Source organism: Staphylococcus nepalensis (assembly GCF_014635045.1).
GTDB classification, from domain to species: domain Bacteria; phylum Bacillota; class Bacilli; order Staphylococcales; family Staphylococcaceae; genus Staphylococcus; species Staphylococcus nepalensis.
This window is the reverse complement of record NZ_BMCF01000001.1, coordinates 527,590-548,812: the sequence shown is the minus strand read 5'-3', so window position 1 is coordinate 548,812 and position 21,223 is coordinate 527,590. Positions and strand designations below refer to the sequence as shown.

At 33.8% G+C, this 21,223-nt stretch carries 16 protein-coding genes; 8 read left to right on the top strand and 8 right to left on the bottom strand.

Translation table 11 applies throughout. From position 1 onward, the window contains the following. Window positions 1-6: 6 nt before the first annotated feature. Both IEU88_RS02565 and IEU88_RS02560 read left to right on the top strand, forming a co-directional pair. The gene (locus IEU88_RS02565; RefSeq protein ID WP_103372963.1) at window positions 7-1,386 is read left to right on the top strand and encodes an NAD-dependent succinate-semialdehyde dehydrogenase; all 1,380 of its coding nucleotides are present in this window, start codon (window positions 7-9) and stop codon (window positions 1,384-1,386) included. 149 nt (window positions 1,387-1,535) lie between these two features. Then, window positions 1,536-2,921 carry an APC family permease gene (locus IEU88_RS02560; RefSeq protein ID WP_103372964.1) on the top strand — a complete coding sequence of 462 codons (1,386 nt, stop codon included), beginning with the start codon at window positions 1,536-1,538 and terminating at the stop codon, window positions 2,919-2,921. Between the two features lie 180 nt (window positions 2,922-3,101). On the opposite strand, the gene IEU88_RS02555 is transcribed toward IEU88_RS02560, so the two are convergent. After that, complete coding sequence (locus tag IEU88_RS02555; RefSeq protein ID WP_096808254.1) at window positions 3,102-4,109, bottom strand: PTS sugar transporter subunit IIC; 1,008 nt, start codon at window positions 4,107-4,109, stop codon at window positions 3,102-3,104. Between the two features lie 175 nt (window positions 4,110-4,284). Here IEU88_RS02555 and IEU88_RS02550 point away from each other — a divergent pair, with 175 nt between their 5' ends. Then, the gene (locus IEU88_RS02550) at window positions 4,285-4,845 is read left to right on the top strand and encodes a DUF488 domain-containing protein (RefSeq protein WP_103372965.1); all 561 of its coding nucleotides are present in this window, start codon (window positions 4,285-4,287) and stop codon (window positions 4,843-4,845) included. 287 nt (window positions 4,846-5,132) lie between these two features. Here IEU88_RS02550 and IEU88_RS02545 read toward each other — a convergent pair whose 3' ends face one another. Further along, window positions 5,133-6,023, bottom strand: coding sequence for a fructose bisphosphate aldolase (locus tag IEU88_RS02545; protein WP_103372966.1), 891 nt, complete (start codon window positions 6,021-6,023; stop codon window positions 5,133-5,135). A gap of 136 nt (window positions 6,024-6,159) precedes the next feature. After that, the gene (locus IEU88_RS02540) at window positions 6,160-6,876 is read right to left on the bottom strand and encodes a class I SAM-dependent methyltransferase (RefSeq protein ID WP_096808257.1); all 717 of its coding nucleotides are present in this window, start codon (window positions 6,874-6,876) and stop codon (window positions 6,160-6,162) included. A 975-nt stretch (window positions 6,877-7,851) separates the two neighbouring features. On the opposite strand from IEU88_RS02540, the gene IEU88_RS02535 reads away from it, so the two are divergent. Further along, the gene (locus IEU88_RS02535) at window positions 7,852-9,474 is read left to right on the top strand and encodes a BCCT family transporter (RefSeq protein WP_103372701.1); all 1,623 of its coding nucleotides are present in this window, start codon (window positions 7,852-7,854) and stop codon (window positions 9,472-9,474) included. Window positions 9,475-9,747: 273 nt separating this feature from the next. Here IEU88_RS02535 and cudC read toward each other — a convergent pair whose 3' ends face one another. Then, entirely contained in the window at window positions 9,748-10,299 is a 552-nt protein-coding gene (gene cudC / locus IEU88_RS02530; protein ID WP_096808259.1) for a choline uptake/conversion transcriptional regulator CudC, read from the bottom strand. Window positions 10,300-10,504: 205 nt separating this feature from the next. Here cudC and betB point away from each other — a divergent pair, with 205 nt between their 5' ends. Further along, window positions 10,505-11,998, top strand: coding sequence for a betaine-aldehyde dehydrogenase (gene betB / locus IEU88_RS02525; protein WP_103372700.1), 1,494 nt, complete (start codon window positions 10,505-10,507; stop codon window positions 11,996-11,998). Window positions 11,999-12,053: 55 nt separating this feature from the next. Next, window positions 12,054-13,736 (top strand): choline dehydrogenase, encoded by a 1,683-nt coding sequence (betA, locus tag IEU88_RS02520; protein ID WP_096808261.1) that lies wholly within the window; start codon window positions 12,054-12,056, stop codon window positions 13,734-13,736. A gap of 84 nt (window positions 13,737-13,820) precedes the next feature. Here the strand turns inward: betA and IEU88_RS02515 are convergent, their stop codons facing one another. The 3 genes from IEU88_RS02515 to IEU88_RS02505 are packed head-to-tail and all read right to left on the bottom strand — an operon-like array spanning window position 13,821 to window position 16,380. Continuing rightward, the gene (locus IEU88_RS02515) at window positions 13,821-14,783 is read right to left on the bottom strand and encodes a metal ABC transporter solute-binding protein, Zn/Mn family (protein ID WP_096808262.1); all 963 of its coding nucleotides are present in this window, start codon (window positions 14,781-14,783) and stop codon (window positions 13,821-13,823) included. A 6-nt stretch (window positions 14,784-14,789) separates the two neighbouring features. After that, the gene (locus IEU88_RS02510) at window positions 14,790-15,647 is read right to left on the bottom strand and encodes a metal ABC transporter permease (protein ID WP_096808263.1); all 858 of its coding nucleotides are present in this window, start codon (window positions 15,645-15,647) and stop codon (window positions 14,790-14,792) included. Next, complete coding sequence (locus IEU88_RS02505; RefSeq protein WP_096808264.1) at window positions 15,625-16,380, bottom strand: metal ABC transporter ATP-binding protein; 756 nt, start codon at window positions 16,378-16,380, stop codon at window positions 15,625-15,627. Before IEU88_RS02505 ends, IEU88_RS02510 begins: the two co-directional genes overlap by 23 nt. Before the next feature lie 199 nt (window positions 16,381-16,579). On the opposite strand from IEU88_RS02505, the gene IEU88_RS02500 reads away from it, so the two are divergent. Beyond that, entirely contained in the window at window positions 16,580-17,773 is a 1,194-nt protein-coding gene (locus IEU88_RS02500; RefSeq protein WP_103372699.1) for an FtsW/RodA/SpoVE family cell cycle protein, read from the top strand. An 86-nt stretch (window positions 17,774-17,859) separates the two neighbouring features. Here the strand turns inward: IEU88_RS02500 and IEU88_RS02495 are convergent, their stop codons facing one another. After that, window positions 17,860-20,016 carry a bifunctional glycosyltransferase/CDP-glycerol:glycerophosphate glycerophosphotransferase gene (locus IEU88_RS02495; RefSeq protein ID WP_103372698.1) on the bottom strand — a complete coding sequence of 719 codons (2,157 nt, stop codon included), beginning with the start codon at window positions 20,014-20,016 and terminating at the stop codon, window positions 17,860-17,862. Window positions 20,017-20,409: 393 nt separating this feature from the next. On the opposite strand from IEU88_RS02495, the gene IEU88_RS02490 reads away from it, so the two are divergent. Further along, entirely contained in the window at window positions 20,410-21,036 is a 627-nt protein-coding gene (locus IEU88_RS02490) for a nitroreductase family protein (RefSeq protein WP_096808267.1), read from the top strand. The last annotated feature ends 187 nt before the right edge of the window (window positions 21,037-21,223 follow it).

Here is a 21,223-nt window from a genome sequence, read left to right as displayed (position 1 = left end):
ATCGTAATGACACAATTAGAAGTATTTAATCCGTCTACAAATGAAGTTATAGAACGTTTGGATTACACGAACCATGATGAAATCAATTCACAAATTAAACACGCGAATGACGCATTCCAAGATTGGAAATTAGTTGACGCACACGAACGTTCAGCAAAGTTGTATCAATGGGCTAACCTGATTGATGAACATCAAGATGATCTTGCGAAATTAATTACGTTAGAAGGAGGCAAACCTTTAGATGAAGCAAAAGGTGAAGTAACTTATGCTAATGCTTACGTTAAATGGTATGCAGAAGAAGCAAAGAGAGTATATGGTCGAACAATACCTGCCAATACGCCATCCAAAAAAATAGTGATAGATAAATTTCCAGTTGGCGTAGTCGGTGCAATTACGCCTTGGAATTTTCCAGCAGCAATGATAACGCGTAAGATGGCACCTGCATTGGCAGCAGGCTGTACGATAATATGTAAACCTGCAGTGAAAACCCCATTAACAACGATTAAACTGGTTGAACTTGCACATAAAGCTGGCATACCTAAAGATGCTATATCGTATATTATTGCTTCAGGTAAAGATGCTGGGGATATTTTCACATCACATGAAAGTATCCATAAATTAACCTTTACTGGTTCAACAGCGGTTGGTAAATCACTGATAGAACAATCAGCCAAAAGTGTGAAGAATGTAACGATGGAATTAGGAGGCTTAGCACCTTTAATTGTTCATAAAGATGCTGATATTGAAGCGGCAGTACAAGGGACAATTGATTCTAAATTTAGAAATGCTGGACAAACTTGTATTTGTGCTAATCGTATCTTTGTGCATCGAGATATTGCAGAACAATATACAGCACAATTGATTGATAAAGTGCATGCACTAATAGTAGGTGACGGTTTACAAGATGATGTTAAAGTTGGTCCTTTAATTGATAATAATGCAGTCAAAAAGGTACTGACACATATTACGGATGCCCAAGAGAAAGGCGGTAAGCTATCACGTACGCTTGATGAGATACAATCATTAAAAGGTAATTTCTTAAAGCCAGTGGTCATTTCTAACGCAAATTTAGGTATGAAAGTAATGCATGAAGAAACATTCGGGCCAGTTGCACCTGTTATGGTTTATGATGATCTAGATGAAGCGATAAAAATAGCTAATGACACTGAATTCGGCTTGGCGTCTTATTTCTTTACAAATGATTATCGAACTGGCTTAAAATTATATAACGAATTAGAATATGGCGTTATTGGATGGAATGACGGCGGACCTTCAGCAGCGCATGCGCCATTTGGTGGTTTGAAAGAAAGTGGTTATGGTAGAGAAGGTGGGACAGAAGGCATAGAACCGTATTTAGAAACAAAATATTTATCAATTGGCATTTAAGATGACGACAAAGTAGTGCTGTTAATAAACAAAGGAAGACATAGAAGTTTAAAATAATAAATGAGTGATAATGAGATTAAGTGGTCAAACTATTGACCACAATCTCATAGGTTCACTTTTAAATTGATGAATGTTATGGGGTATGTTAAATGAAGTCTCAATTTAATAAGACGATGAATATTGTTGATGTCTTATTTCTTGCAATCGGTGCCATGCTTGGATGGGGATGGGTCGTATTATCAGGAGAATGGGTATCAACAGCTGGTTTTGTAGGTAGTATTGTAGCATTTTTACTTGGTGGTTTCTTAGTAATTGTAATCGGACTTACATATGCAGAATTAGCTGCAGCAATTCCAGAAACGGGTGGAGGATTTGTTTTTGTTAAAAAAGCATTTTCCCCAGGTATTGCGTTTATATCTGGTTGGTCTGTATTATTCGGCTATGTTTCTGTAATTACATTTGAAGCGGTCGCTTTACCCACCGTTATTGACTACGTTATTCCATTTCAACATCAAGGATTAATGTGGAACGTAGCCGGTTGGGATGTGTATCTCACTTGGGTTATTATTGGTTCACTTGGTAGTGTGGTATTAACTTCACTCAATTATTTCGGTGTTAAACCTGCAGCGATCATACAGACTGTTTTTACAATTTTTATAGTAGGTGTAGGCTTGTTACTCGTCTTCGGGGCAGGTTTTAACGGCAACTTTAATCATTTACAACCTTTTGAAAATGGTGTAGGCGGTACGATGTCAGTGTTGATGATGATCCCTTTCCTATTTGTAGGGTTTGATGTGATTCCACAAATTGCAGAAGAAGTTAAAGCGCCAGCGAAGAAAATAGGCGGCATCCTAATATTGTCGATTATTGCCTCTGTTATTTTTTATTTACTAATTGTTTTTGGTGTAGCGACAGGTTTATCGCCTCAAGCTTTAAATGCCAGCAATTTAGCAACAGCGGATGCAATGGTCAATTTGTTTGGTCATAGTGGGTTTGGTGTCTTACTTGTGCTAGGCGGCGTAGCTGGTATTATCACAAGTTGGAATGCGTTTATTATTGGCGGTAGTAGAATATTATATGCCATGGCTAAAAATCAAATGATTCCAAAGTGGTTTGCATTTATACATCCAAAGTATAAGACACCGACACATGGTATTTTGTTTCTTGGTATACTAGCATTTGTTGCGCCACTATTAGGTAGAGCAGCGCTTGTGTGGATTGTCAATGCTGGCGGTATAGGTGTAGTATTAGGTTATTTACTAGTGGCTATTTCATTTATGAAATTACGCAAGGTTCAACCTGAGTTCCCCAGACCATACCGTATTAAAAATGGGAAGATTGTTGGCAGCATAGCTATTATTCTAAGTGTTTTGTTTATAGCTATATATTTACCGGGCATGCCATCCTCATTAGCTTGGCCTTCAGAATGGCTCATTGTATTAGCTTGGTATGTCATAGCAGCAATTTTATATATAACACAGACAAAAAAATCTGATATGGATGTGCCTATTAATGCGCATATTAATAAAGAATAACGTAAAATAAAGCGATGGTATAACCATCTATTTTTAATATTTCTCTATGACTCGATTCGTAAAAGCACATTAAGAAAAAATACAAGCGTGATATCAAGATATTTATCATTTAATAATCAACTGCTAATAGCAAATCAAAGCCTGAGACATGTTATATGCCCCAGGCTTTGATTTTTATTGTTAGTTTGCAATGTGAATAAGTTGATCTCCTGCTTTAATCCATTGCTTTTTCAAACAGAATTTATAGAGGAGAAAACTGATGATTGCGGGCAATATGATATGAAAGACGAATATTAATACCCAAGTACGTAATGAACCACCCATTGTGTTGATAGTCATAATTTGACCGATTAATCCACTTGTACCCATACCAGCGCCTGCAGCATTATTTGTCATTGGGAATAACGTCGTCATAATAGGTGCAACAAGGGCACTTGTGACAGTAGGTGGTAGTAGAATCATTGGGTGTTTAATGATGTTAGGAACTTGTAACATACTCGTACCAATACCCACTGAAAGCGTGCCGCCCCATCCGTTATCTTTAAATCCGGTGACTGCAAAACCGACCATTTGTGCAGCACATCCTATGGTCGCAGCACCTGCAGCTAAACCGCTTAAATCTAGCATTAGCGCTAACGCAGCACTAGAAATTGGTGCGGTTAAAGCTAAGCCAAAAATCACTGAAACCAAGATGCCCATAATTAAAGGTTGTTGCTCTGTTGAAACGATAATAATATTTCCTAATCCAGTCATAAATTGGTTCAACGCAGGACCGAATGCTTTTGCAATAAAACCACCAATTAATAAAGTTAAAAGAGGAGATAAAATAATATCGATTTTTGTTTTTCCAGCGTATAATTTGCTCAGCTCTACTACGACGACTGTGGCAATATAAGCGCCTACAGGGCCTCCTTCAAATGTTGTATAACCCAATGTCCCTACAATGACACAAGAAAATACAATCAGCGGTTTTGCGCCTAAACCGTAAGCAATCGCCACACCTATAGCAGCCCCAGTGACAGACATTGCTACTTTACCTATTTCAGATAAAAATGACAAATCTAATTGTAGTAACAGTGTTTGTCCCCCTAGTGTTTCTAGGATTAATCCAATAATTAAAGAACCAAATAAACCTAAAGCCATATAGCTTAAAGCTTCAATAATCCATCTGTGTAAATAAGTTTTCATATATTAAACCCCTTAAAAATGTGTTGATATGTTGTAAATTAATATTATTATATAGTTTGTTTGTTCTTGTGGCTAGACGGTTTCAATATTTATAGTGAAGTTATATAAGTAAATTTGAAAATTTCAAATAAATGGATATATTGAAGGATAGATTTAAATAAAAGGAGTGGGAACGATGTATGACATTTACACTATAGGTCATTCTAATTATAGTCAAAATCAATTTATTACAATGCTTAATGCATATAACATAGAAGAAGTTATAGATATAAGAGCATTTAGGACGAGTAAACGACATACACAATATAATGAGAAGGTGTTAAAACAATGGTTAGGTGAGGCAAAAGTAGAATATTGTGTAATGCCTAACCTTGGGGGCAGAAGAACATCTTCAGATACTATAGGGAGAAAAATTAATGAAGCATGGAAAAATGAATCTTTTCATAATTATGCAGACTATAGTTTGACAGAGACATTTCAAGAAGGCATAAAAGCATTACAGCAATTAGCAAGTCATCGACGGGTAGCGATTATGTGTGCTGAGTCACATCCAGCACGCTGTCATAGGTTAATTATTAGTAATTGGCTTGGCGCGCATAATTGGAAAGTATATCATATTATGTTGCATCATCAACAAAATGTATATGACGAACAGCATGAGTTAGGAAAATGGGGCGCAATGCCGATTATTGAAACAGATGGCCAAGTAGTTTACCCAATGTTAAACGAAAAATGATAGCACGTAAAAATGAATCACGTTTATAATATATGGGCGACATTTGCGTCATAAAAGTGCGCCTGCTAAAAGTATAACAATTGTTTTGACATATACACGTCTAAAGCAGCAACATTTTAAATAGAAAAATCCCCCTTCAACATGAACTTTGATGTTCGAGGGGGATTTTATAATTAATGACTATGCTTTTATATTAAATACGTCTATTTTACCCCAGATGATTTCCCGGGAAATATAAACATATTAGCGTGTTAATATATTTATATTAACACGCTAATATGTTTATATTAAACTTTGTTTACTGATGCATCGTAGATTGATTCGATTGTTTCGCCTAAGATTCTATCGAATTCTTCATCTGATTGATTAACATTTAAGTCATTGATTAACGCACGAGAGAAACTGGCAATTAAGCCTTTGTTTTGTTTCAATACTTCATTAGCATGTTCTCTACTATAGCCCCCTGATAATGCAACTACACGAACCACATTAGGGTGCTCAATCAATTCTTGGTATTGGTTTGCTTTAGTTGGGATTGTTAATTTCAACATAACTAATTGATCATCATTTAATTTATTTAATTCAGCTAAAATAGCACTTGTTAAATATGATTCGATTTCAGCTTTATTTTCGGCATTAATATTTACTTCTGGTTCAATGATTGGAACTAATCCAGCTGAAATAATTTGTTTTGCAACTTCAAATTGTTGTTGAACAACTTGATCAATACCAGCTTTATTAAATTCTAAAATATTCGAACGCATTTTTGTGCCAAAGATTTTATGGTCGTTTGCACGACTTAGTAAATCGTCTAAATTTGGCATTGGTTTCATTAATTGTACACCGTCTTTTTCTTCAGCTAAGCCTTTATCTACTTTTAATAAAGGAACAATGCCTTTATCAGCTAAATAATCACCAGTATGTTTACCTTCTACTTCGCGATCCATCGTTTGTTCGAAAAGAATTGCACCTACAATTTTATCCGAGCTGAATGCAGGTGAAGAAACGATGCGAGTACGCATGTCATGAACGAGTTTAAACATTTCATCTTCGCTGCTATATTGGTCTTCAGTAACGCCATAGTCACTTAACGCTTTAGGCGTACTGCCACCACTTTGGTCTAATGCAGCGATGAATCCTTTACCGTTTTTCATCTTTTCTAATTGTTCTTTATTCATTCTTACCACTCCTTTAGCTATTATACATATATAGTATGATAAAAATTAAGGTACAACGCAAGTTCTAGGCTTTGAGTGACTTAAAATATTAAAAAATCTATATCATTAGCAATATTTTGGCACTTAAGATATTCAATTATTTCGTAATTGCTATTAAAAATATGGGGGTCGGATTATAAAAATCATCTTCTGATTTATAAATACGTTTGTAGATATCTGTATCTAGATGAATAGATTGCGTATGGATTTGTTGAAGTATGTCTAAATCATATTGCGGTCTTTCATAGTGATTGATCGAAATACTCTGCTTTATATCTTCGCTTTCTTGTAACATCTCATCACCTAGTGTATTGTGTGCATGATCGCTTGGCAGATCACTATAATCTACAAATGAGTCTTTGCCATAGTTTCCGTCAATATTGATTAGTTTGCCTTTCGGTTTTAAAACACGTAGCCATTCTTGGTAGGCGGCTTTCGTGTCAGGTAGTAACCAAGTGACATTTCTAGCTATAACTAAATCAAAATGTGCATCATCAAATTTTAAGTTTTCAGCATCCATGACTTGAAAATGAATTTGCTGATCAAAAAGTGAGGCGTTTTGTTTTGCTGATTGAATCATATCAGGGGAGAGATCAATGCCAGTTACTTGTGCGCCTTGTTGACGGCATAAAATAGCTAAAAAGCCTGCACCTGTTCCAATATCTAAAATTTTCATGCCAGACTTGATTTTAATAATTTGATTGATTTCATCTAGCCATCTTTGAGCATGTTCACTTTTTAATTCTGCTTGTTTATCGTCACTAAATGAAGTAGCACGTTTATCCCAATAATTTATTATTTTATTTTTATCCATGATTAATACCTCATTTGTTAGAAATATAGTACATATCGATTATAAAATAATTTAACTAAAATGTAAGGGGGGATGTAGCAAATTTTATTATCACTTAAGTCATTATACACGAGACCACCCGTACTGATTAGAAGTTTTGTCACTAGTCATAGATATATAAAACAGCGCAATGATACTTAAAATAAAGAGTACGATACCTCAAATACCAAAAATAAGTTGTATAATATTGAAAAAACCCCATTACTAAACGTAATATACAATTGTACTTTCGATATTATGTACAAGATTGCAAATACAGTTGGAAAAGCCATTGTTGTTCCAATATCATGCATACCTCTCGTAGTTAACGCAAAATCTGGGATAAATAATGATAACGGTGAAGAAAGTTTCAATTACGTCACTAATTTTCGTAGATACCTTAAGCATATAGTTTACGCCTAAAGTTAATATGAGAGTGATGAGTACATTGACTAAAAAGGGAAACCAAAATTATTTTCTTCTAGCACATCCGTTAAAATCAAACGCATTTTTCCAATATCATTTATAGTAATGCTACACGTTATCCACTCCTCAACGCGCAATGATTAATTCACACAATATGATTGTAATAAAATAAGAGAATTATGTAACTGGAAAAACATTCCTGGAAACTTGAAAAATAAAAGTTTTTCAAAAAATATAAAATTAATATTAATACAAAAATAAAGTATAAAAATACATAAAATAAATTTGTTTCTTTCGTTAAATTCGTTAAATTTAAACTTAACACTGTGATTGTAGCAAATACCAAAGCTACGCTAATAATTATTATTATATAAATATTCATCTTTTGGCTCTCGTGTTTTTGAATGTAATTTGCATTATTATTTAAAGTTCGTTAGGCTCATGTTTGTGAATTAATATATCGTTTCGCTAACGATAAAAAAATAAGTTAGCGATTTTTTACATAATATTTACTATAAGGGGTGTCAAATTTTGAAAAATAATAGAGTTATGGATTGGACGACCTTTATAGGGTCATCCGTAATTTTACTTATTGCAGTAATTCCAATGATGGTTTTTCCTAAAGCCAGTCAAGACATTATCACAACAATGAATGATGCGGTTTCAAGTACGATAGGCTCGGTGTATCTCATCATAGGTTTAGCTACTTTAATATTTGTATTATACATAGCATTTGGTAAATACGGTAATGTTACGTTAGGTAAAGCAACGGATAAGCCTGAATTTAATAATTTTAGTTGGGCGGCGATGTTATTTTGCGCTGGTATTGCTTCTGATATTTTGTATTGGGGTATTATAGAATGGGCTTTCTATTACCAGGATCCGCCTCATGGTGCTGAAGGGATGACTGATACAGCTTTAAACTATGCTACAATGTATGGCATGTTTCATTGGGGCCCCATAGCTTGGGCAACATTTGTGTTACCAGCATTATGTATTGGTTATCTTATATTTGTGAAGAAAAAACCAATCTATAAAATAAGTCAGACGCTACGACCAATTTTAAAAAGTCAGACAGATGGTTTTATTGGTCAAGTCGTTGATATCATATTCATCTTTGGTTTGTTAGGCGGCGCTGCGACTTCTTTAGCGCTGGGTGTCCCAATGGTCGCAGCAGGTATTGAGCGATTGACAGGTATAGATGGGGATAACATGATAATGCGTGGTGCCATTCTGTTAATGATCACAGCGATATTTGCTTATAGTTCTTATTCAGGATTGAAAAAAGGAATTAAAGTTCTAAGTGATTGGAATGTGATATTGTCATTTGTTTTACTTGGTTTTGTATTTATAGTCGGTCCTACTGTCTTTATAATGGAAACCTCGATTACAGGCTTAGGCAATATGGTGAAAAACTTTTTCCAAATGGCGACATGGATTGAACCATTTGGCGGAGTCGGCGGACGTGAAGAAACGAAGTTCCCACAACAATGGACAATATTCTATTGGTCATGGTGGATCGTGTACGCGCCGTTTATTGGGTTATTTATTGCCCGTATTTCTAAAGGCCGTACGCTTAAAGAACTGGTGTTAGGTACATTGATATATGGCACGTTAGGCTGTGCGTTGTTCTTTGGTATTTTTGGGAACTATGCTGTTTATTTACAAATCAGCGGTGCATTTGACGTTATTCAATATTTAAATTCACATAGTACAGAAGCAACAATTATTGAAGTGTTACATCAATTGCCGTTTCCAAATGTAATTATTACGTTATTTTTAATTTCTGCAATTTTGTTCCTGGCAACTACATTTGATTCGGGGTCATATATATTGGCATCAGCTTCACAGAAAAAAGTAATTGGAGAACCATTAAAAGCAAATCGTTTATATTGGGCATTTGCTTTATGTTTATTACCATTCGCTTTAATGTTAGTAGGTGGGGAACGTGCCTTAGAAGTGCTGAAGACAGCCTCCTTATTGGCGAGTGTACCTGTGCTTGTAGTCTTTATTATGATGATGATTGCCTTCTTAAGGACGTTATCCGAAGATCGGTTGAAGTTAGAAAACAGAGCTGAAAAATATAAAGAAGTTGAAAGACGTTCGTTGAGGATTACTCAAGTTAGAGAGAAAAAAGAAGACGATAATTTATAAACGTAAAATAAAAATATTGAAGATGCATGCTCCTTTCAAAATGGACACTTAAAAGTGAAAATATTGAAGGGAGTATTTTTTATGCTTTATAAATATAAAATAGGCCGGGACATAAAATGCCTCGGCCTTTATTAGCAGATAAACAGTAGTTGTAATCCGCTGCATAGTCCTGGGAGTGCTTATATAAGCATATAAGCATGTATATTTTTGATAGAAAAAGACAACGCAACCACTTGTGAAAAATGTAAATGCTATACCGCTCCGGAAACTTAATTATTCTTTTCTTTCTGGCATTGGAAAATATTTGAAAATTTCTCCGGATTCTAACGCATCACTTAATTGCTCTAGCCATTCATAATAAGGCAAAGTATCAAGTAATTGTTGTTTAACTTCTTTTGCTTCAGCTATTGTAGCTTCATCTGCTTTATCATTATCAATAATTTTATCAAGAATTGCTACTGCATCGTGCACGCCTTCTGAATTGATAACAATTTCTCTACGCCACTTGCGTGAAAAGAAATTTCTGAAAAAATTAAAGAAATCTTTTTCAGCGATAAAGTGTTGTTTTCTGCTACCGCGTGTAAACTGTTGTTTGACGATATCGTATTCTTGAAGTCGTTTAACACCAGCACTCATACTTGGTTTACTCATTTGTAACTGTTCTCTCATTTCATCAAGTGTCATGCTATCTTCAAAGAGCATTGTCCCAAATAAGTTCCCTACACTTCTGTTTATGCCATAAAGGTCCATTGTTTCGCCAATAGCGTTAATAACAATATCTTTCGCTTCTTCTAGTTGGTAATCAGGATTATTCGAATGTACCAATTGTCCACCTCCGTCCAAATACTTGTTGAGTTCAATAATTAAATAAATAGGGATTGATTATAGTGTACATAGCATTTAAAGAAGATGCATGTATAAACCCCTATCATTTTTAAACTCGTTTGACACTTTTTCAATTACTATGATAACATAAAGTTCATAAAATTCGTTAAATAAAAATTTAACAAACTTAACGGAGGTAATTTTAATGGAACTTGTAAATCATTTGTCCCGTCGTCAATATATAGATGGAGAATGGGTAGACAGCTCAAGTAAAGAAACGAGAAAAATCATAAACCCATATAACCAAGAAGTTATTTTTGAAGTAGCAGAAGGCACTGCAGAAGATAGTGAACGTGCTATTTTAGCTGCAAGACGCGCTTTTGAAGAGGGTACCTGGTCTCAAGAAACAAGCGAAAATAGAGGTAAAAAAGTAAATGCTATTGCTGGATTAATTGAAACACATCGTGAAGAGCTAGCAAGACTTGAGACATTAGACACAGGTAAAACACTAGAAGAATCTTATGCAGATATGGACGACATCGCAAATGTATTTAACTATTTTGCAGGATTAGCAGACAAAGATGGCGGAGAAATCATTGATTCTCCGATTCCAAATACTGAGAGTAAAGTTATCAAAGAACCAGTAGGCGTTGTAACTCAAATTACACCTTGGAACTATCCTTTACTACAGGCATCTTGGAAAATTGCTCCAGCACTTGCAACTGGTTGTTCCCTAGTAATGAAGCCAAGTGAAATTACGCCGTTAACGACAATTCGTGTATTTGAATTAATGGAAGAAGTCGGTTTTCCTAAAGGCGTAATTAACTTAGTTTTAGGTAAAGGCTCTGAAGTTGGAGAGCCATTATCTTCACATAAAGATGTAGACTTAGTATCATTCACAGGTGGTATTAAAACAGGTAAACATATAATGAAACAAGCTGCAGATCATGTGACCAATGTGGCACTAGAATTAGGTGGAAAAAATCCAAATGTTATTTTTGAAGATGCTGATTTTGAACTTGCAGTTGATCAAGCTTTAAATGGTGGATTTTTCCATGCAGGACAAGTGTGTTCGGCAGGTGCGAGAATTATAGTTCATAACGATATCAAAAATCAATTTGAATCGGCGTTAATTGAAAGAATTAAAAATATTAAATTAGGAGACGGTTTTAACCCTGAAACAGAAATGGGGCCCGTTATCTCTGCTGAACACAGAGAAAAAATAGAAAAATATATGGAAGTTGCTAAATCAGAAAACGCTACAATTGCTATCGGTGGTAAACGACCAGAGCGCGAAGATTTAAAAGCTGGTTTTTTCTTTGAACCAACTGTAATTACTGATTGTGATACATCAATGCGTATCGTCCAAGAAGAGGTGTTTGGTCCTGTTGTAACAATCGAAGGCTTTGACACAGAAGCAGAAGCGATTGAACTCGCGAATGATTCTATTTATGGCTTAGCTGGTGGCGTATTCACTCAAGATATTAGTAAAGCTGAACGTGTTGTGAATCAATTGAAGATGGGAACTGTGTGGATCAATGATTTCCATCCATACTTTGCACAAGCGCCATGGGGCGGTTATAAGCAATCCGGTATCGGTAGAGAATTAGGTAAAGAAGGACTAGCTGAATATCAAGTCGAGAAACATATTCTTCGTAATACAAATCCAGAACCAGTCAATTGGTTTGGTAAAGCATAATAAAAGACGATTATAAATTAAAATAATATTTAAGCATTAGGAGGCTATATTAAAGATGAAAAAATCATACGATTATATCATTATTGGTGGCGGCAGTGCCGGTTCCGTATTAGGAGGCAGATTAAGTGAAGATGCATCTAATAGTGTGTTAGTACTTGAAGCGGGTCGTAGTGACTATCCTTGGGATTTGTTAATACAAATGCCAGCCGCGTTGATGTACCCAGCAGGCAATAAACTTTATGATTGGATTTACGAAACGAATGAAGAACCACATATGGATGGTAGAAAAGTAGGACACGCACGTGGTAAAGTACTGGGTGGATCAAGTTCTATTAACGGTATGATTTATCAAAGAGGTAATCCAATGGACTATGAAAAATGGGCTAAACCAGAAGGCATGGAAAGTTGGGATTATGCACATTGTTTACCATACTTCAAACGTTTAGAAACTACATTTGGTGCGACTAAAGATGATCCGTACCGCGGTCACCATGGTCCAATTAAATTGAGACGCGGACCTGCTTCCAACCCATTATTCCAAGCATTCTTTAACGCTGGCGTAGAAGCTGGGTATAATAAAACGCCAGACGTAAATGGTTTCCGTCAAGAAGGTTTCGGACCGTTTGACAGCCAAGTACATAACGGACGCCGCGTGTCTGCATCTAGAGCATATTTACATCCTGCAATGAAACGTAAAAATTTAGAAGTACAAACACGTGCATTCGTTACGAAATTAAATTTTGATGGGAACAAAGTAACAGGCGTTACATTTAAGAAAAATGGAAAAGAGCATACAGTAAACGCTAAAGAAGTGATCTTATCAGGTGGTGCAATTAACTCACCTCAATTATTACAATTGTCTGGTATTGGTGACTCAGAACACTTGCGTTCAGTTGGCGTAGAACCACGTTTGCATTTACCAGGTGTAGGTGAAAATTTTGAAGACCATTTAGAAGTTTATGTGCAACATGCATGTAAAGAACCAGTTTCTATGCAACCAAGTTTAAATAAATTAAAAATGCCGTTGATTGGATTGCAATGGATTCTGGGACGTAAAGGTGCAGCTGCATCAAACCACTTTGAAGGTGGCGGTTTCGTTCGTTCAAACGACGAAGTAGATTATCCAAACTTAATGTTCCACTTCTTACCAATTGCAGTAAGGTACGATGGTACGAAAGCACCAACTGCTCATGGTTATCAAGTGCATGTCGGACCTATGTACTCTAACTCTCGTGGGCATCTCAAGATTAAATCTAAAGATCCATTTGAAAAACCAGACTTTGTGTTTAACTACTTATCAACTGAAGAAGATAAGCGTGAATGGGTAGAAGCAATAAGAGTAGCTAGAAACATCTTATCGCAAAAAGCATTAGATCCTTTCAATGGTGGAGAAATTTCACCAGGACCAGAAGTACAAACAGATGAGGAAATTATAGAATGGGTTAAACGTGATGGAGAAACTGCATTACATCCATCATGTAGTTGTAGAATGGGGCCTAAATCTGATGAAATGTCAGTCGTAGACCCAGAAACATTTAAAGTACATGGCATGGAAAACTTACGTGTTGTAGATGCTTCAGTGATGCCACGAACAACTAATGGTAATATTCATTCACCTGTCTTAATGATGGCTGAAAAAGCAGCAGATATCATTAGAGGTAAACAACCATTAGAACCAGAATATCTTGATTTCTATCGTCATGGTGTACACGATAAAGATGCAGGCACAATAAAATAATTAACACGTTAAGATAAAGGTGTAAAACAACGTAAGCCCTCATTAATTTATTATAAATTAATGAGGGCTTAAGATATATACTAATTATTTATTTTTTGAATTTAGGCCATCGGATATCACTTCTAAATTATAGCGTAAATAACTTAAATAAGTATCTGCATCTTCGCCTTTTTTGCCAATTTCATCAGAGTAGATTGGCTTAGGATAGATTTTAACATTACTCTCTGTAGAAACAGTTTCCATAGGCCGTTTATCTACATTAGATTCGATAAATAGTACAGGAGGTTTGTTTCTGTGAATAAATTGAACTAAATTCTTAATTTGTTCTGGAGAACCATTTTCTTCTGTATCTATGGCCCAAATATAACCTTCTTTTAAATTATAGCGTGAGGTTAAATATTGGAACGCCTGCTCACTCGTCACGAATACCTTATTATCCTTGGGGATGCTGTTTAATTTTTTATCGTAATCACGTTCAATCTCATGTAGCGATTTTAAATAACGTGCCTCATTTTTTTTGAAATATGCTTCATGCTCAGGATTTTTTTGTATTAAAGAGGAAGTAATAGCCTTTACCATTTTTTCTCCAACATAAGGATCGATGAAAGCGTGTGGGTTAACTTCTTTATTATCCTCATCTCCAATATACATAGGTTTTACATCTTTGGATACGGCCACAGCGTTACGTTTTTGATAGTCTGTTGTATCTAAAACCTTAGCTAACCAACCTTTGTCCCCGCCTTCTAAATTTAGCCCGTTATACAAAATTAAATCTGAGCGTGCAATATCTTTCATGTCGTCTGGTTTTGGCTCATAATCGTGCGGATCAGTACCTATAGGCACAAGATTTGTGACTTTTACATGTTTGCCACCAATTGACTTAGTCATATCCTCAATCATAGAAAAACTAGTAATGACTTCAATTTGATCTTTGTCGGTTTGTGTAGGGGGATGATTAGACTTTAATGTAATATCATCTTCTCTACTACAACCTACGAAAATAACAGATAATATTAAAGTGAGTATGAGTAGAACTAATTTTTTCATTCGTTTTCACCTCGCAATCGATCGTTTACTTTTAATGGATTTCCATAAGAGACCTGATTTAGGTGCTAAAAAGAATGTCACTATAAAAATCGTTGTAATAACTAATACAATGACCACGCCAGAAGGTAAATTGTAAGAAAAGCTTAAGAATAAGCCGATAACTGCAGAAATTGCCCCAATAAATGCAGAAACAAATATCATCGTGGATAATCTATTGGATAATAGATAAGCTGTTGCTGCAGGCGTGATTAGTAGAGAAACTACCAAGATAACACCGACTGTTTGTAATGAAGCTACTGTTACTAATGTTAATAAAATCATAATTATATAATGTATAAATTTTACAGGCAAACCTGAAGCGGCAGCCATAGTAGAGTCAAAAGTAGATAATAAAAGCTCTTTATAGAAGACAATGACAATAATGAGTACAATAGCTGCAACAATCATTGTTAAAGTTCTATCTTCGCCTTTAACGGTTAAGACGTTACCAAAAAGAATTTCCGTTAAGTCAATAGAAGATTGCGCCTTGGTAACGAGTAATACACCTAACGCTAAAAAGAATGAAAATACAATGCCGATTGCAGAGTCATTTTTAATATTACTATTTTGATTTACAAATCCGATACCAAGTGCAGCTAAAATACCGAATAATGCAGCGCCATAAAAGAAATTGACGCCTAACATATAAGAAATGGCTACACCTGGTAATACTGCGTGAGAAATAGCATCTCCCATAAGTGCTAACCCTCTGAGTACGATAAAGCAACCGATGACGCCACAGACGATACCGATAATAATAGAAGTAATGAGTGCACGTTGTAGGAAACTAAATTCCATAACATCACTCACGAATTGCTGAATCATTGTCTGCACCTCCTTGTTCTGATGACACTAATATTTCCGAACCAAATGCACGTTTAATATGCTCTCCAGTAAATACATCGGAAGTAGCACCATAAGCAATTAACGATTTATTAAGCAGAATTAACCCATCAAAATATTTATTCACTTTAGATAAATCATGATGAACGATTAATATTGTTCTGCCTTGTCTGGCCATTTCTTTTAATAATTTAATGATAATATTTTCGCTTGTAATATCGATACCTACGAAAGGTTCATCCAAAAAGACCAAGTCAGCGTCTTGGATAATTGTTCTTGCAATTAAAATACGTTGAAATTGTCCACCTGATAAATCACTGATTTGTCTATTGCGGTAATCATACATATTAACCTTTTTTAAAGCTTCTTCAGCTTTTTGTTTTGCGTGTTTACCCGGTCTTTGTAAAGGGTTAAGTGTGGGGAAAATACCTAAAATAACACAATCAATGACTTTCATAGGGAAAGTCGTATCAATATTACTTTTTTGCTCAACGTAAGATAAATTTTTACGTTGTGTTTTGATTGGTTTATCATTATATAATGTATAACCAGAATGAGGTAATAAATCTAACATAGCTTTGATTAACGTTGATTTACCTGCACCATTGGGTCCTATAATGCCATAAATATTACCTGGTGGGACTTCTAAACTAATATCTTTTAAAGCTTCAATTGTATTATTATAAGTTACTGTAATATTTTTTGTTTCTAACATTTTGTTCCCTCCAACTATTCTAATGTAACAAAATAATATTATTAGGTAAACCTAAAAATATTATTTACATAACCTTTTTTAAATGTTTAAAGCATGCTTTGTTGTTTTTTTGAATTATAAAATAATTATATATAAACCATTGTCAAAAGAGTTATTATTTGATTAACTGGACTTTAAAGATTTTTAAGGGGAGATTGAATTGAAGCACTTGCTTAAACAACTAAATGAAAGTAAAAAAGGCGTAGATATAAGTTTAATCATAAGCTTTATTATTTTGGGGGTTATAGGTGTTATTATGGTATACAGTGCCAGCATGGTGCCAGCAGCTAAAGGGGCGTTAACTGGTGGCCAAGCGATTTCAAGCGATTACTTTATGAAAAAACAATTTACTTTTTTAGTTTTAGGTATTTTAATCATTGTTGTTTCATTATTTATTAATATCAATATATTAAAGCACACTAAAGTACAAATGTTGATTGTATTTGGCACGTTGGTGCTGTTATGTTTAACTGTGTTAATTGGTAAAGAAGTTAATGGATCAAAAAATTGGATAAACTTAGGCTTTTTTAGTGTTCAATCTTCAGAATTTTTAAAGTTAACTTCTATTTTTTATCTTTCTTATATCATTAATCAACGTTTAACGAGTCGACAGCATCATAAATTAAGTTACCTCTTTGCGCCTTTATTTTTACTGGGTATTGGCTTAGTATTAGTTTTACTTCAAGGCGACTTGGGAGGTACTGTATTAACGGTAGGTATTATTGCTTGTATACTTATCTATTCAGGTATAACAAATAAAGTTAAGTTGCAAGTTATGGGGTTTACTTTAATCCCTATGGTTTTTTATTTGATTTATACTTTAATGATAGATTCAGAAAATACATACAGATTAAAACGGATTAACGTTATGATAAACCCTTTTAAGTATGAGAGTGACGATGGTTACCAGTTGACAAGTGCCCTTATGTCTATTGGTAATGGGGGATTTAGTGGTAATGGGATAGGTAATGGTGTGGCTAAGTTAGGGTATTTGCCTGAACCGCATACAGACTTTATTTTCACAGTAATTGCTGAAGAACTTGGTTTAATAGGCGTATTATTTATTTTAATTATTTACGGTTTTATTTTATTTAAAGGTCTTATATATGCGAATAAAACACGTAATCATTTTTATAAATTAATATGTGTAGGGATTGTGAGCTACTTATTTATCCAAGTGTTTGTTAATTTAGCAGGTATATCAGGCTTAATTCCGTTAACAGGGGTAACGCTGCCATTGTTAAGTTATGGTGGATCCTCGATGCTGAGTGTCAGTATTGCATTTGGTACATTGCTTGCTGTGACGAAAAAGATAAATGAAGAAAATAAAATGAATTTTGATAAAGGTTATTAAATAATCAAAATTTATGAATGTTGTAATATATAATAACGCCGATCGCAAAGAATTAATGCGACCGGCGTTATTATATGTTTTGTGATTTACTTGTCTTGTGTTATTAAATCAGCTATGGCTTTCGATGCTTTACCGTTTTCAATTGAACAGAAATTATCATGGAATTGATTTATTTTTGCTTTATAATCTGTTTCAATTTGATCTAAGCGTTGTAAATCTTCTGCTAATTGATAGGCGTCTTGGTAAATAGGGCCAGGTAAATCTTTATGATAGTCTAGGTAGAATCCTCTTAAATCTTTAGCATATTTATCTAAATCATAAGCAAAGAAAATTTGAGGTCTTTTGAGAACGCCATAATCAAACATAACAGAAGAATAATCTGTTATTAGACAATCAGAGATTAAATATAATTCTGAGATATCGCTATAATCTGATACATCAATTGCAAAATCTTCAAATCCTCTTAAGTCTAAAGCATTAGCAATTAAATAGTGCATTCTTAATAAAATGACATAGTCATCACCAATTTTTTGTTGCAAATTACTTAAATCAATTTTTAAATCAAATAGATATTTACCTTTTTTAACAAATTCATCATCACGCCAGGTAGGTGCATACATAATGACTTTTTTATCTTTAGGTAGATTTAAATTTTCTTTGATTTCTTGAATATAATCTTGATCATTAGCGCGATTGACTAATACATCATTTCTAGGGTATCCAATTTCAAGTATTTTTTCTGGAGGCATCCAGAATGCTGTTTCAAATATTTTAGATGAGTACGCGTTTGGCGAAATAAGGTAATCCCAGCGACTTGTTTCTTCTTTGAAGTTTCGTTTGTAATTCTCTGTAGTGGTTCCAGGCATACGGATAACTTTCATATCGTTAGCTAAACGTTTTAGCGGTGTTCCGTGCCAAGTTTGGATGTAAACTTGATTAGCTTTTTTATTTAAGTATAATGGTAATCTTGCGTTCGTCACCCAGTATTTAGCGTTAGCATAAGCTTCGTAATATGCTTTGGAGCCTTTTTTGACTTTTGTAGCAGGACCAGGTAAATAAACTTGATTAGGTTTGCTAAACACCCAAATAAATTCATAGTTTGGGTGGTATTTCATCATATATTCATAGATATATTTTGGACTATCACTATAGTTCTTACCACCGAAAGCTTCGAACACGATTGTATTGGGTTTGACTTTATTTTCATTGTCAGTAAGTAGATACAATGAACGATTTTTATTTTTACGACGTAAAATAACATTTTTAGCTAAGCGTGCATTCTTTCTTAACTTATTAATTTTAAATGCTGGTTTTTTCTTGTTAAACATCAACATTAAGGATTCTAAAATAAATAATGGTTTTTCACTTTTGAAAATAGTAGTCATTAATTGTTTAGTTACTTTTGGTAATAACTCACTATTAGCTTCATATCTTTCTGGTGTTTTCTTTAGTGAAGGTTCAAATGAATCCTTATATAAATTTTTCATTTTATTTTTGATGAATTTTTTATTTTCTTTTAATGGTGCACGTTTCACCGAATCAGAAAAACTATATACATAGTCGTTGAAAATAATGTTAAAGCTTTGTGTAGATAACGTTGGTTTTTCAAATGGGTCGTAAATTTCGCCTTTGATATAGAAAGGAAACCTACTGACTCTTACAAATCCATTAGCATATTTAATAAATTCTAAGATGAATGACCAGTCAATAAATATATTTAAATCTTCGTTGAATTTAATGTCGTGGCCGCGCATGATTGCTGTCTTGAAAACAATATTACATGCTGAATGCTTACGTAAAAATTGATTTGATTTTGATTTTGTATTTAAATATTCTACTTTCACTAAGTTTTGATCTACGTATTGTGGAACATCTAAAGTGAAAGAATGGATAGGCGCGATTAAAGCATCATATTGGTTTAATTTTTTCATATAAAATGCAAGCGCATAAGACGCAAGATAATCATCCGAATCTACAAATATAAAATACGGTGACGTTACTTCTTGTAGCGCAATATTTCTCGCATGTGCGTGACCATAGTTTTGTTTTAAATCAATTACTTTAATGGGAAGATCCCAATTTTTAATAGTATCGTTTGCAATTTTTTTTGAATTATCAGTTGAGCCATCATTAACTAATATTAATTCAAAATCTTGGAATCTTTGATTTTTTAGACTATTCAAGCAATTTTCAATATAATCTTCTGAGTTATAATAAGTTACAATGACCGATATAGATTTCATTACTTTACCTCTTTTTCAATTATCTCTATTTATTATTTAAAGTAAAATATAATGTTCATATTCTTAAATAATAGGATATTTTATAATTTAATTATTATTCTATTTGAGAATCAAAGCGGATTTACCTATTTTACTACAATATAAAGATATATTCAAAATATCAACCATTGATTTTTTATGATCGTATTTTGTGATGTATATATTATATATAGATAATTAGTTTTTATAACAAATTCAATTATAACATTTATGTAAAATGATGACTTTATAGAGTTCGTTAATCAGAAAAATTTTTGAGTAAATAAAAAATAAAACCTTAAACAAATGATTTGTATATTTAATTAAATTGAGTATAATTTGATTTTGTGAAAAAAGTTAAGGAGAGATATAAAAATGAAAAGTAATGATTTTGAAGATATTGTATTAAATAGAAAGTCAGTAAAAGTATTTGACGAAAATGTAAAAATTCCTCAAACAGAAATGGAAGAGATGATACAAAAGGCAACCAAAGCCCCTTCATCTGTAAATATGCAACCTTGGAGATTTTTAGTTGTCGAAAGTGAAGAAGGCAAAGATAAATTAAGACCACTTGTTCGATTTAACACACGTCAAAATGACACATCATCTGCTATGGTTATTATATTAGGAGATATGAAAAACTATGAGTATGGTGAAGAAATATACAGTAATGCAGTTTTAAATGGCTATATGCCAGAAAATGTAAAAATTGAAATGCTAGGGAAAATATTACCGTTATATCAAAGTTTAAACCGTACAGAAATGAACGATATTATTAAAATAGATAGTAGTTTGGCAGCTATGCAATTGATGCTTGTTGCAAGATCACATGGTTATGATACGAATCCAATAGGCGGATTTGAAAAAGATCAAATTGCTGAGACTTTTGGTTTAGACGCTACGCGTTTTGAACCAGTAATGATTGTTGCGATTGGGAAAGCAAAAAATCCTGGGCATGATTCTTATAGATTATCGGCAGATACGGTTACAAAATACGTTTAAAATGGATGTATTTAAATTGATAAATATGAATGTAAATTAAGATAAATAGTGGTCATTGTTTGTTAATGGTAGTTAGATTTCATGCGATATATAAACATTTATGAGTAAAATAAAAAATCTCCTATTTTTGAAATTGGGCTCCCTTTTGGCTAAAAATACTAAAACACCTTCGTGTATTCATATTAAA